Here is a 13,627-nt window from a genome sequence, read left to right on the forward strand (position 1 = left end):
AGATCTGCAGCGATCTCCTCTTTTTGTATACTCTTAGACATTTAAGATAAATAATTTCAAAAAATTATCTTCTCGGTAAGTTCCATTTTTATATTTAAATTCTAAGTCGATTGCATCCCTTAATAAATTTTCTAGCTTGTCTATCTTCAACCGATTACGTAGGGCTAACTTAACCCTATAGGGATGAACGCCTAATTCTTTTACAATTTGTGGTTCGCTACGACCTCTTTGTGCTAAGATCTTAACGACCAAAATCAATTCTAATTGATTTTCAAAGACCGCTAATAATTGAATTGGATTAGTCCCTTCACGTAATTGATTATCTAAGCGCTCAACTGCTTCACGGTAATTCTTATCTAAAGCCGACTCCAAAATAGCGAAAATATTTTGTGCTAGGGACAAATCTACATTTTGCATTACTGATTTTTCAGTAATTTTGTTATCGGTAGCTACCATTTTTAGCTTTTGATAATTGCTTAAAATAGTGTCAATTACCTGATCACTCCGCTCAATTAGCAGCTGTAAAGCTGACTGTGTGATTATATATCCCTCATCTTTGATCAAGGCTTTAGTCGTTGAAGCAACTTCATAGGGCCTAATTTGTGGCTCAACCACATTGAATTGCTTTAGAACAGTTTTAGTCAGTTTTTTACGCCTATCAATTTTTTCATAAGAAGCAACAATTACTACTACATCTTCTAAATCAGCTAAGTTTTCAAAAATTTTTTGTAAGTCATCAATTTGTTTCTGTAATTTTTTAGATACCTTAGCTGTTAAAAAGAAAGGATTTTTGACTACAATAAATTTCTGTTCACTAAATAAACTGGATTCAGTTAAGCTCGCAATCAATTCATCTAAGCCATCGCTTTCGCAATCGACAGTCACGTGCTCCAAATCTTTAAAGCGATCTTCCTTGGCATATGATCTCACCAAGTAATCATTGAGAAAGTCATCTGCACCCCAAATTAAGGTATGTGGATTATTGTTATTTGTATTTTTAAATAAAGAAAGTAAGGTCATTTTTTATCCCGCTTTAAAAAGTAACTAAATCTAGGACTTTGCAGTCCGCCATAATACCAGCTAATCATACCACAGTCTTGCGTTGAAACCCATGGTATTTGCTGTTGAGTTAGTGTCGTTAGCGTCTCTTGATGGGGGTGCCCGAACCTATTTTTTCGACCAGCAGAAATAAAAACTTGCTTAGGATGGATTGCACGTAAAAAGTCTGGATTGGATGATGTTTTACTGTCATGATGACCCAATTTAAAATAATCTACCTGAAGTTTCATCCTCTGCATAATTTCCTTTTCACCATCTTGACCTAAATCTCCTGTAAACAACCAATTCTTATTCGCTACTCTAAAAAGCAAACTCAGGGAATCTTCATTCTTTCCTTCTCCTGCTTGATATGGATAAACCACATTAAATGTAATCTGCGGTTCTTTCACCCGCATTCCTGCAAGTAACTCCACTAATTTGGTATCTTTTACACGACCATCTAATCTCTTTTGAAAAGATGGATTCTTAATTAGTCCTTCGGCCATAAATAATTTCTTAACATTAACCTGCTCTAGTAATGGTCCTAAATCACCAACGTGATCGGCATCTTGATGCGAAACAAAGACTCCGTCAATTGTATTAATTCCCTGACTTTTCAAAAATGGAATAGTAATTCGATCAATCTGAGGTGTCTGCTTTTTGCCACTAAAGTTTAGTTTTCCACCAGTATCAATTAAATATACCTTGCGAGGAAATGGCGTAGTCACTAGAATACTATCTCCTTGGCCCACATCAATGAAGGTTACTTGCCCTCGCAAAGGAAAATGAATCATGCTGAAGAAAATTACATACAAGCTCAACAAGCCCACCATAATTTTCTTACTATTAAAGCGCCAGTTAACTTTTTCTCTTAAAGAAACAATTAAAATAATCGTTACTATTAATAGCAACAGACACTGCCACCAATTAATTTGCCCAAAAGTTAGTAGTCCCAACTTAGTAGCAGATAATTGCCCAATGATTTTCTCACCTAATTCAAGCACTTTTTCTAATACCGGAGCAAAATCTTTAGTCAGACCAAACGTCACAATATTGAAAAAAGCAATTGGTAAAACTATCCAATTGAAATATGGCACTACTAACATATTAAAAATTACAGTTAAAAAATTGATCTGATAAAAGAAAAGCAATAGTAATGGCGTTAATAAAATATTTAACAAAATTGCTTGTTTAAAACTGCCAAACTTATCAGTTAACTGTAAACCCAATGCCAAAATATAGCTCAATAAGGCTCCAGTTGCCAGAAATAAACGCGGTACTACTAAAAGATGTAAAATGCAGGTCAATCCCAGCAGATCTATCGACGCAACATGATATTTCTTAAACTTACAAATTTTGCCTAAAAAGTAGGTTAAACTCGCTCTTACAAAGCCGGCTTGACCATTGCTTAGAAAAATACCTAGCAATAAAACCAATGTACAGCAGACAAAAGTTTCTTCATCTGTCAGTTTCAAGTTAAAACAAAATACGCTAATTAATAAGACATAGATTCCAACATGTAAGCCTGAAATGCTTAACAAGTGAATAACACCCAAATCTCGATAATTATTTAGTATTTCTTGATTTTCTTGAGCATTATTTTCACCCAAGATTAATTCACTAGCGAAAAAGCCTAACAACTGTGGCATCTTGGCAAAATAGTTCTGCAATTCAAAACGTAATTGATGCAATTGATCCCCAAAATCAGTAATCGGTAATAGCTTCATTTGACAACTACTGTATTTCAATTTTTGGTAAATCTGTTTTGCCTGATAATAATTCTGAAAATTAAACTCACCAATATTAGTTGCTGGCTCAATTGAATTGCATTCCCCATTAATTTCTGTCACTAAAATAGGGTTCCCATGCTTAAGCAGTTCTTTTTGAGCATCTGTTACCTTGCCACTAATTAAAATTTTACCTTGAGCAAAATTACCCACACCTGTTAAGTAGTCGTCTTTAATTCTTACCTGATCAGGGTAAATTCTTAATTGGCTCTGCTTGGTTAAAACAAAATTGGTTTTTGATTTACTTAAAAAAATTAGTAATAGAAATGCCCCAACTATTAGACTAACTATTTTTAAACTAACTCGATATTTTTGTACTAACAGTAGCAAAAAGTAACCCAGAAAAAATAAAGCTACTATTTTTTGCACCATTGTTGTACAAGAAAAAGCCAAAAAAGAGATTGTAATTAGCAACAAAGCGGTTATTAAGTAAAAGCCAACTTCATTTTTAAACAGCCAATTGATCTTTAAGGCTCGCAAAAGTCTTTTCTCCTATTCCTGATACCTGCATTAAATCTTCTATCTTTTTAAAAGAACCATTTTGTTCACGATAAGCAATAATCTGTTCTGCCTTTTTTTGACCAATTCCAGTTAACTTTTGTAGTTCCGCTACATTAGCAGTATTTAAGTTGATCTTAGTGCCATCCCCTTGATTACTTGGGCTACTGCTACTAGTACTCCCACTATTTTGACTGTTATCAGCTGATCCTGCAGTTGCCACATTTTCAACCTTTTCACCCTTGTAAGGAATATGAATTTTATCTTGATCCTTAAGCAAAGTAGCGCGGTTAATAGCTTTTAATTGTGCTCTAGCAGTAGTACCTCCAGCCGCCTCAATTAACTCCTGCAGACGAGCACCATTTTTCAATGTATATACTCCCTGATGCTTCACCGCACCGGAAATATCACAAGTTACAGTCTTAGAAACGGTTGTTGAACTACTGCTAGTCACTGCATTAGTATTAGTGGTTGCACCTGAACTACTAATGCTAGACTGCATAACTTGATCCTGCACTGCAGCAGCATTTTCTTGATGATCCCCTTTCTTTAATCCATAAAATCCAACTACAAGAATTATTGCACCAATGAGATATACTTTTTTCTCAAGCACAAATTCTTTTACTTTTTCAAAATTCATAAAAATCACCTCTACTATTTATTACGCAAAAAAAGCCCAGAATTTTTTCTGGACTTCAAATTTTTTTGAATTTTTTAGTAGTGTGTCTTTAGATAGTTTAATGCATCATCAAAAGTGCTCACAGGGACAATTTTCATTTTGGTGTGAATTTTCTTTGCGGTTCTCTTAGCAACCGCATAATTAGTCTCACTTTTCTTCACACTGGTTGAATCAGTCGGCGCAAAGAAGACCTCTGCACCTTCTCTGCTAGCAGCTACCACTTTTTTATCAACACCACCAATGATTCCTACTTTTCCGGTAGGTGAAATCGTACCTGTTCCCGCAATCTTATGTCCCTTACTTAAGTTCTGCTTGGTAAAGACCTCATAGCTTTCAAGTGTAAACATCAATCCGGCTGAGGGGCCACCGATTTCGCCAGCATTAATTTTTAACTTAGGCTTAGTTTTCACAACTACATGCTCAACTAATTGAATCCCAATTCCTGGCTTATTAGTACCCTTTACCTTAACAATTTTGCCAGTAAAGTGTTTCTCTTGCTTACCACGCAAAACTGAGATTGTTACTCGTACACCAATTTTTTGTTTACGCAAATAATTCATCATCTCTTCAGTTGACCTGAAACGATGCCCGTTTGCGCCTAAAACGGTATCACCAATTTGGAGCTTATTTTTAAAACTAGAATTTTTCTGGACTTCCATTACATAAACGCCTAGATATTTTAAGCTATGCTGTTTACCTGCTTTTTTAGCTGCATAATAAATTGCATTCTGCTGACTTGTTTCCATATACCAGTTTTGCAACTCATTATATTGAGCACTAGTTTGACCTCCTAGCAGCTCCTTGCTTGATACACGCTCATCATAGGGACGAGTAAAACTCCATAGATATTGCAAAACCGGAGCTGGCCGACTAGTTACGCTAACTGTCACCAAATAAAAATTATTCGGACGTTTATTTGATGACTTAATAAACTGGCCCACGGGCATTGCCTCACCAGGATATTCAATATAATAATCGGTCGGCCAAACAGCAAGTACCACTAATAAAACAAGCGCAATTAGTGCCAAGAGCCAATTACGCAAGTGCTTTTTCGATTGATTGTTTTTCTTATTATTCATGTTTTAGCTTCTCTCTCAATGCAATCGCTGCTTTTTTAGGTAAAAACAGACTAACATCTTCATCAAAACGAGCTAATTCCTTAATCATGCTTGAAGCTACAAAAGAATTTTCTGGACTCGTAAAAAGCAAAACTGTATTCACATCTGGAGCCAATTTTTTATTAATCCCAGCAATCTCCTGTTCATAGCGGAAATCAGCACTGTTGCGTACACCGCGCACCATAACTTTAGCATGCAATTCATGTGCTAAATTTACGGTTACTTCTTCCGGTCTTTCTAGCACTTCAATATTAGGTATTTCCCTTAGTGCATCCCTGATTAGATCAGCACGTTCTTCAGGCGTAAACAAGTATTTCTTAGCTGTATTGGTCATCGCAACTACATATACTTTATCAAAAATTTCAGCAGCCTTTTTAGCGGTCTCCACATGCCCATTAGTAATCGGATCAAAACTCCCTGGAAATAAAGCGATTGTCATTATTAGTCCTTTCGATAAATCCTCACAATTGTTTTTCCTAAATGGTGTTCTTTGATCAATGAAAAACCAGTAATTTCACCCAGTTCTGTATGATCATCAGTTTCTGCCACCACAATTGCATGATCATTAAGTAGGTTCGACTTTACCATCTGCAACATGTCCTTAGCGATTTTTTCTTTGGCATAGGGCGGATCAAGAAAAACTAGATCAAACTTTTCATCATCCTCAGAAAATAATTTTAATGCTGCAGAGCTGCGCATATTATAAACATTAAAACGCTGCTCTTCCTTAGTTAAAGCAACATTTTTCTTAATAATTGTACAAGCAGCATGATTAATATCAACCAGACTCGCATGGTCACAGCCCCTTGAAACAGCTTCAATTCCTAAGGCACCACTACCAGCATATAAGTCTAAAACATTACCACCCTGAAAAAATTGTCCCAATGAATTAAAAAGGGATTCTTTCACCTTATCACTGGTTGGTCTTGTCCGATTACTTTTCAAAGTAAATAAATTTCTTTTAGCATATTTCCCTGAAATAATTCTCATTTTAGTTGATTCTCACTTTTTTCTTGTTCAAGTTGCAATTTCTTTTCTGCTTTTTGGGCCATCTCAGCTAATTGATTTTCAATATGTTGGCTATCCAAATTTACTTCTTCTTCAGCTGAAATTTCGACATGATTAACAAAATCCAAATGAGCAATTTGTCCTTTGATTTCATTGCATTCGTTGCGATTAACATAAAGAACACAATATTTCATTTTTTTAGAAAAATAAACAATGTCACCAAAATGGCGCAACTTATATTGATCACTAACTGATTTTAAATAAATAATCAATGCTACCCTTTTAATTAAGTGGGTACTTTCAATTTCTTTATTGATACTCATGCAACTGTTTCATCCTTTTCCTGTAACATTTTTTCATTTGCTGAAACGTTCAGTACTAAACCAATCGCAGCAGTCAAGACAATCATTGATGAACCACCATATGAAATAAATGGCAGCGTAACCCCCGTAATCGGCAACAATCCTAGTACTGCACCGATATTAAAGAATGCTTCTGTAAAAATAATAGTCGTCACGCCAAAACAAATTAATGCGTCGAATTGAGAAACCGCGTGAACCCCAACTTCCATAATCTGCCACATCAAATAAAAGAGTAATCCAACCAATAAAATTGTCAGAATCACACCTACTTCTTCTGCTGTAATGGATAAAATAAAGTCGGTATACGGCTCTGGTAAGTAACCTCGCTTTTGCATACTATTACCTAGTCCTACGCCAAATAATCCCCCATTGTGGATTGCATAATAGGAGTTAACTAGCTGGGCCCCACCTTTTTGCTCTAATTCAAAGGGATGCAAGAACGACATTAGTCGTTGGAATTGATAACTTCTTTGTAAAAATCCAGGATTCCAGGCAACTACAATAAGAAATACAGCTGCCACTAAGATCACAATCCCAGCTAACCAAGTTAAAGCTAATTTAGTTGGAACCCCTGATACTGAAAACATTACCAAAGTGATCATAAATAAAATTGCTGTCCCACCAAAATCAGGTTCAACAATAACCAAGCACATTAAAAAAGCCGCCAAAATTGCTGGGTGTGACAAATTATGTTTGATCTTACCCTTGACTAATTTTCCATCTCTTCTGTCTAGTACATATGCCAAATAAATGACCAGAGCCAATTTAGTAACTTCTAGTGGCTGCAAATTGATAAAGCCCAAGTTAATCCAACCTACAGCACCATTAACTGCCGCACTACTGCCATGAGCAAAACGTAGAAATACTAGCCATCCTAGCATAAGTATACAAATTAATAAAAATCCCCCTACAAATTTTGGATTTTTAAATACTTTGATTCTTAATGCAAAAAACGGAATCCCAAACAAAAAGAAAGCTACTATAGCATAGATTGCTTGCCGTATCCCATAGACATTTGGCTTAAATCCATTAACTAATAAAATATCTGAACTAGCTGAATATACCAAAATTATCCCAACCACTACTAAAATAAGATAGGGAATAAAAATCTGGTAATTAAGATAACGTAATTTTCGACGCACAAGCGTTGCCCCTTTATCTAAATAATACTTTTTTCATTATAAAACAAAAAGATCATCACTTCTATCAAGTGACGACCTTTTAAAATTTATTAAACTATCTTAGTTAGCACGGTTACGCTTCTTATCAGCCTTTTGACGTTCTGAAGTGTTCAAAATCTTCTTACGTAAACGAATAGATTCGGGAGTTACTTCACAATATTCATCATCATTTAAGAATTCGATAGCTTCTTCAAGAGTCAACGTTCTAGGAGTCTTAATAGCAGCAGCGTGGTCCTTACCGGCAGCACGAGTGTTAGTTAAGTTCTTACCCTTAGTTACGTTAACAGCAATATCACGTTCACGTGATGATTGTCCAACAATCATACCTTCGTAAACTTCAACACCAGCACCGATGAATAACTCACCACGTTGTTCTACTGATTGAAGTGAGTAAGTAGTTGATTGACCTTGGTTAATGGATACCAATGCACCATTACGACGACCTGGGTTCCAGTTCTTTACTACTGGCTTATATGCTTCAAAGGTGTGGTTCATGATACCATATCCACCAGTTTGTGACATGAATTCATTATTGTAACCAATCAAACCACGTGATGGAACTAAAAATTCAAGACGAGTTTGACCATTACCAGTTGATTCCATATTCTTCATCTCACCTTTTCTTTGTGAAAGTGAGTCAATAACAGAACCAACATATTCATCTGGAGTATCGATTTGTACTGATTCAAATGGTTCGCACATAGTACCATCAATTTCACGGTAAATAACCTTAGGACGTGAAAGTTGTAATTCGAAGCCTTCACGACGAAGTTCTTCAACCAAAATTGAAAGGTGAAGTTCACCACGACCTGAAACAGTCCAAGCGTTCAATTGATCAGTTGGTTCAACCTTCAAAGAAACATCGGTACGAGTTTGACGAATCAAACGATCTTCAAGCTTCTTAGGAGTTACTTGATCACCTTCACGACCTGCAAATGGTGAATCGTTGGCAACAAAGTCCATTTGAAGAGTTGGTGGATCAATCTTAAGAAGTGGCAATGCTTCTGGATGTTCAGCTGATGCAATAGTTTCACCCACGTAGATATCATTAATACCACTAATGGCAATAATATCTCCAGCCTTAGCTTCCTTAATTTCGTTACGTTTCAAGCCAAAGTAACCAAATAACTTAGTAACACGGAAGTTTTGAGTTGAACCATCACGCTTCATAACAGTGATGTTGTCACTAACTTTAACCTTACCACGGTAAATTCTACCAACACCGATACGACCAACATAGTCATCCCAATCAAGCATGGTGATTTGGAATTGTAATGGCTCATCAGAGTTGTCTACTGGAGCAGGAATATTCTTAATAATGGTATCAAAGATTGGATCCATAGTTTCCTTTTGAGTACTTGGATCTGGATCATATGATGAAGTACCATTCAAAGCTGATGCATAAACAACTGGGAAGTCAAGCTGTTCATCGTTGGCACCTAATTCGATGAAAAGTTCAAGTACATCATCCAAAACCTTCTTAGGACGAGCGCCTGGACGGTCAATCTTGTTTAAAACAACGATAGGTTTTACGCCAGCTTCCAAAGCTTTCTTTAAAACGAAACGAGTCTGTGGCATTGGACCTTCATAGGCATCAACCAAAAGCAATGCACCGTCAACCATGTGCATAACACGTTCTACTTCCCCACCAAAGTCAGCGTGACCTGGTGTATCCAAGATGTTGATAGTAGTATCCTTATACTTAACAGCAGTGTTCTTAGACAAAATAGTAATACCGCGTTCACGTTCAATGGCATTTGAGTCCATAGCACGATCTTCCAGATTCATGTGTTCTGGCAAAGTATCAGATTGCTTCAATAATTGGTTAACCAAGGTAGTCTTACCGTGGTCAACGTGGGCAATGATCGCAATGTTTCTTAGATCGTCTCTTCTTTTTTCTGACAAAAGTATTCCTCCCCACTCTTCAATAAAAAAACTGTGACTCTGTCACAGTTTCGGTAACGCATTAGCGCCTTATCGAAGTGCTTTTCTTAAATCTGTATAGTTACGTTAGTGAATTTTACCACCTAACTGCATACGGGTCAACGCTTAACAATCAAGTTAACCCTGGATTTTTTTATGCAAAAACAAGCAAAAACTATTAAACTATGGTAAAAATATAATGTAGATAATAATTTTTAAAAAGGAGTAATTATTTTGATCTTAATGAAAGATATCGTACGTGACGGTGATCCCGTCTTACGTCAAGTTGCCAAGCCTTTAACATTTCCACTTAGTGATCACTATAAAAAATTAGCTGATGATATGATGCAATACTTAATTGATTCACAAGATCCTAAGATTGCTGAAAAGCACCAATTAAGAGCAGGCGTTGGCCTAGCCGCACCTCAAGTAGGTGAAGGTGTACAAATGGCTGCACTTTTAGTTCCTGATGATCAAGGCAAAATTATCTTTAAAGAAGTTTATGTTAACCCAGAGATTGTCTCTGAATCTGTTCGTCAAGCTTGTCTTAGCGAAGGTGAGGGTTGCCTTAGTGTTGATGAAGTTATTAATGGTTACGTTCCCCGCCCTGATAAATTAACCATTCATTACTACACCGTTGACGGTGAAGAAAAAACCATTCGCTTAAAGGATTACCCAGCAATTGTTTCTTCTCATGAAATTGATCACTTAAATGGTCACTTGTTCTATGACCGCATTAATAAGCAGGATCCATTCGCACTTAAAGAAGATACAGTCGTAATTTCTTAATTGTTATTTAACCAAAACAAAAGCCTGCATCTGCAGGCTTTTTTGTATAAAAAAGTCACTGGTTAACTAGGCCAGTGACTCATACATTGGGAATTAAGAAGATTGAAGAGACTTCTTATAACGAGCAAATGAATTTATTAATCATTTACTACATGATTATCGTACAACTGATGTTATTTTACGTCAATAACATTGACCAAATTTAATCGGTAAAAATCAAAAAAACATAATTATATACTTAACTTTATAATTATGATAAAATTTTTATAGCTATTGAGTAATTTTTACTCTACATTGAACGTTTATACATTAATAAGGAGAATCATTTATGATCTACAAAGTTTTGTATCAAAAAAACAAGATTGTCAATCCTCGTAGAGAAACTACACAAACTCTTTACATGGAAGCAGACAACATGGTCGAAGCAAGAAGTATGGTTGAGGACAATACCCCCTATAACATTGAACTCATCCAAGAATTAACTGGTAATTCGTTAACTTACGAAAAAGAACATGCTGACTTTAAGTTAACAACGTTCGACAAGAAGTAATAAAGAGTGCGAATTAAAAATAATGAAGTAGCCGTTTATGCAATCGGGGGTTTGCATGAAATCGGCAAAAATATGTATTGTGTTCAGTATCAGGATGAAATTATCATCATGGACTGTGGTATTAAATTCCCCGAAGATAACCTATTAGGTATTAATTACGTTATTTCAGACTATTCTTACCTAATCAAGAATCGTAAGAAAATCAAAGCTCTTGTGGTTAGTCACGGACATGAAGACCATATCGGTGGTATTCCATTTTTGTTAGAAAAAATTCCTGAAATTCCTGTCTATGCGACACCATTTGCCCTTTCATTAATTAGAGGCAAATTGGAAGAACACGGAATTTTAAAGACAACTGAACTACACGAAGAGCATGAGGATACTGTTTTGAAGTTTAAGAAACTTTCCGTTTCTTTCTTTAGAACTACTCACTCTATTCCTGATACTTTAGGTATTGCCGTTCATACACCACTCGGTGCCGTTGTCTTTACTGGTGACTTTAAGTTTGACTTAACACCAGTAATGGATCAACCTGCACCAGATTTTCAAAAGATGGCTCAATTAGGCAATGAAGGTGTACTTGCTCTTCTCTCAGATTCAACTAATGCTGAAGTAACACAATTTACTAAGTCTGAACGATTTGTAGCTAAGTCACTACATAATATCATCACTGGAATCCACGGTAGAATTATTTTTGCCACTTTTGCATCTAATCTTTATCGTGTATCAACTGCTATTCAAGCTGCAATTGATACCGGTAGAAAGGTTGCAATTTTTGGACGTAGTATGGAAAATGGCGTTGATAATGGGGTCGACTTGGGCTACTTAAATTTGCCTAAGGATCTAATTGTTGACGCAGATGAGATCAACAAACTACCACCTGAAAAAGTAATGATTTTATGTACTGGTTCTCAAGGTGAACCATTAGCCGCTTTATCGCGAATTGCTAATGGTACTCACCGTCAAATCAGCTTACAACCTGGTGATACAGTCATCTTCTCCTCTAACCCAATTCCAGGTAACACATTAAGTGTTAACCACTTAATTAATAAGTTAATGGAAGGCGGAGCCGATGTTATTCACGGAAGAGTAAATAACGTTCATACTTCCGGACACGGCGGCCAAGAAGAGTTAAAGATGATGGTTCGCTTAGTTAAGCCTAAGTACATGATTCCTGTTCATGGTGAGTACAGAATGCAGGTTATTCACACCCAGCTTGCTCAACAAGCCGGTGTACCCGCTGAAAACACTTTTGTTTTATCTAATGGTGAAGTTGTCTGCTTTGGCCCTGATGGCGCTAGAATCGCAGGACATATTCCTGCAGGTGACGTTTACGTTGATACTTCTGGTACTGCAGATGTTGGCAACGTTGTTGTTCATGATCGTCAAATTCTTTCTGAAGAAGGTTTAGTTGTTGCAGTTGCTACAGTTGATTATAAGCACAAGCGAGTCTTAGCTGGTCCTGACATTCTCAGTCGCGGATTTGTCTACATGCGTGAATCAACTGAGTTAATTAGTCAAGCGCAAAAGCATGTTTATCATGTGCTTAGAAATGAAATGGCTAAATCAAATAGACCAAAAGAAAGTGACATTAAAAAGGCGATCACCGAAAATCTTTCAGACTTCTTGTATTCCAAGACTGAACGACGGCCTATGATTTTACCAATCATTATCGAAAAGAAATAGTAAAAAGGACTCCTTAGGGAGTCTTTTATTTTAGAAAATAAACAATATGCATAAAAAAATTAAAGTTCAGTTATTAGTTAATGAGGTCGCTGGGAATGGCAATGCTATTAAAGCTGATAAAGAATTACAAGATATACTAAAAGAAATGAATATTCCTTTTAAGCGACAAAAAAGTCATTATCCTGGAGAATTAGTCGTTCTAGCACAAAATTACGCTAATTTACATCTCTCTTCTGAACATGTTTTAATCGTAGTTGGTGGAGATGGCTCCTTTAATGAAGTTTTAAATGGAATAAAGACTTCTAATTATCCTGAGACAGCTATTACTTATTTGCCTGCAGGAACAGGCAACGATTTTGCCCGTGGTGCTGGATTAACCGCAGATCCCAGGCAATTAATCAACAATTTGCTCCGAGATCCTGAACCGGAACAAGTTGATTGTGGTTTTTTCATATCAAATATTAAACAAATTCCTAAGGGTTACTTTGTTAATAATTTCGGTATTGGTTTTGATGCCTTTGTTGTTCATCAGAGTAATCATGAGCAATTAAAAAAACACCTCAATCACCTCAATTCTGGAAATATGATTTATGGCCTAAATATAATCAAGGCACTAATTAAGCAGGATACCTTTACAGTGACTGTTAAAACTAAAAACGAAACTCTTCGTTACGGAGATGCATACTTTGTCACTACTACTAACCATCCCTACTTTGGCGGTGGTTTTGCTATTTTGCCAAAAGCGGACATTTACAGTCACCATCTTGATACAGTAATTGTTGAAAAACCAAGTTTACGCAAGTTTCTCTGGCTTTTTGGTAAGCTGATCAAAGATGGTTCACACGTTAATGCACCAGAATTTCATTATATTGAAGCTAAAGAAATCCTAGTTCAAACCAATAAAAGTGAATATGCTCAAATTGATGGTGAAGATATTGAAAAGCAGCCCTTCAAAGTAACATTTAAAGTTGATCATTTTAATTTATTAAAATAAGGAAGAATTCCAAA

13 protein-coding genes are annotated in these 13,627 nt (G+C 36.1%); 4 read left to right on the forward strand and 9 right to left on the reverse strand.

Annotated features, from left to right (window positions below; genetic code table 11):
* Positions 1 to 33: 33 nt before the first annotated feature.
* From holA to typA, 9 genes are all read right to left on the reverse strand, one after another.
* Positions 34 to 1,020, reverse strand: coding sequence for a DNA polymerase III subunit delta (gene holA, locus CP366_RS02440; protein WP_005718884.1), 987 nt, complete (start codon positions 1,018 to 1,020; stop codon positions 34 to 36).
* Positions 1,017 to 3,305: a DNA internalization-related competence protein ComEC/Rec2 gene (locus CP366_RS02445; RefSeq protein WP_098043575.1), complete on the reverse strand. Its 2,289-nt coding sequence runs from the start codon at positions 3,303 to 3,305 to the stop codon at positions 1,017 to 1,019. The genes holA and CP366_RS02445 overlap by 4 nt, the downstream gene beginning before the upstream one ends.
* A complete protein-coding gene (locus CP366_RS02450; RefSeq protein ID WP_089147651.1) occupies positions 3,274 to 3,963 on the reverse strand; it encodes a helix-hairpin-helix domain-containing protein in 690 nt (229 codons plus the stop codon). Before CP366_RS02450 ends, CP366_RS02445 begins: the two co-directional genes overlap by 32 nt.
* Positions 3,964 to 4,037: 74 nt before the next feature.
* Positions 4,038 to 5,081 carry a SepM family pheromone-processing serine protease gene (locus CP366_RS02455; protein ID WP_089147652.1) on the reverse strand — a complete coding sequence of 348 codons (1,044 nt, stop codon included), beginning with the start codon at positions 5,079 to 5,081 and terminating at the stop codon, positions 4,038 to 4,040.
* Positions 5,074 to 5,559 (reverse strand): pantetheine-phosphate adenylyltransferase, encoded by a 486-nt coding sequence (gene coaD, locus CP366_RS02460; protein ID WP_005722811.1) that lies wholly within the window; start codon positions 5,557 to 5,559, stop codon positions 5,074 to 5,076. The genes CP366_RS02455 and coaD overlap by 8 nt, the downstream gene beginning before the upstream one ends.
* 2 nt (positions 5,560 to 5,561) lie before the next feature.
* Complete coding sequence (gene rsmD / locus CP366_RS02465; RefSeq protein WP_065990422.1) at positions 5,562 to 6,110, reverse strand: 16S rRNA (guanine(966)-N(2))-methyltransferase RsmD; 549 nt, start codon at positions 6,108 to 6,110, stop codon at positions 5,562 to 5,564.
* On the reverse strand, positions 6,107 to 6,451 hold the full coding sequence (locus CP366_RS02470) for a YlbG family protein (protein WP_005718878.1): 345 nt from the start codon (positions 6,449 to 6,451) through the stop codon (positions 6,107 to 6,109). The genes rsmD and CP366_RS02470 overlap by 4 nt, the downstream gene beginning before the upstream one ends.
* Complete coding sequence (locus CP366_RS02475; protein WP_013086170.1) at positions 6,448 to 7,632, reverse strand: FtsW/RodA/SpoVE family cell cycle protein; 1,185 nt, start codon at positions 7,630 to 7,632, stop codon at positions 6,448 to 6,450. Before CP366_RS02475 ends, CP366_RS02470 begins: the two co-directional genes overlap by 4 nt.
* A 99-nt stretch (positions 7,633 to 7,731) precedes the next feature.
* A complete protein-coding gene (typA, locus tag CP366_RS02480) occupies positions 7,732 to 9,576 on the reverse strand; it encodes a translational GTPase TypA (protein ID WP_005718876.1) in 1,845 nt (614 codons plus the stop codon).
* A 252-nt stretch (positions 9,577 to 9,828) separates the two neighbouring features.
* On the opposite strand from typA, the gene def reads away from it, so the two are divergent.
* The 4 genes from def to CP366_RS02500 all read left to right on the forward strand — a co-directional run bounded on the left by def (position 9,829) and on the right by CP366_RS02500 (position 13,613).
* On the forward strand, positions 9,829 to 10,383 hold the full coding sequence (gene def, locus CP366_RS02485; protein WP_005718875.1) for a peptide deformylase: 555 nt from the start codon (positions 9,829 to 9,831) through the stop codon (positions 10,381 to 10,383).
* A 328-nt stretch (positions 10,384 to 10,711) separates the two neighbouring features.
* A complete protein-coding gene (locus CP366_RS02490) occupies positions 10,712 to 10,933 on the forward strand; it encodes a DNA-dependent RNA polymerase subunit epsilon (protein ID WP_013086168.1) in 222 nt (73 codons plus the stop codon).
* 6 nt (positions 10,934 to 10,939) lie between these two features.
* Positions 10,940 to 12,619, forward strand: a complete 1,680-nt coding sequence (gene rnjA / locus CP366_RS02495; protein WP_057726411.1) for a ribonuclease J1 — start codon at positions 10,940 to 10,942, stop codon at positions 12,617 to 12,619.
* Between the two features lie 46 nt (positions 12,620 to 12,665).
* Complete coding sequence (locus tag CP366_RS02500; RefSeq protein WP_035443041.1) at positions 12,666 to 13,613, forward strand: diacylglycerol kinase family protein; 948 nt, start codon at positions 12,666 to 12,668, stop codon at positions 13,611 to 13,613.
* Positions 13,614 to 13,627: the final 14 nt, after the last annotated feature.

The organism is Lactobacillus sp. UMNPBX15, from assembly GCF_002553785.1.
Lineage (GTDB): Bacteria > Bacillota > Bacilli > Lactobacillales > Lactobacillaceae > Lactobacillus > Lactobacillus crispatus.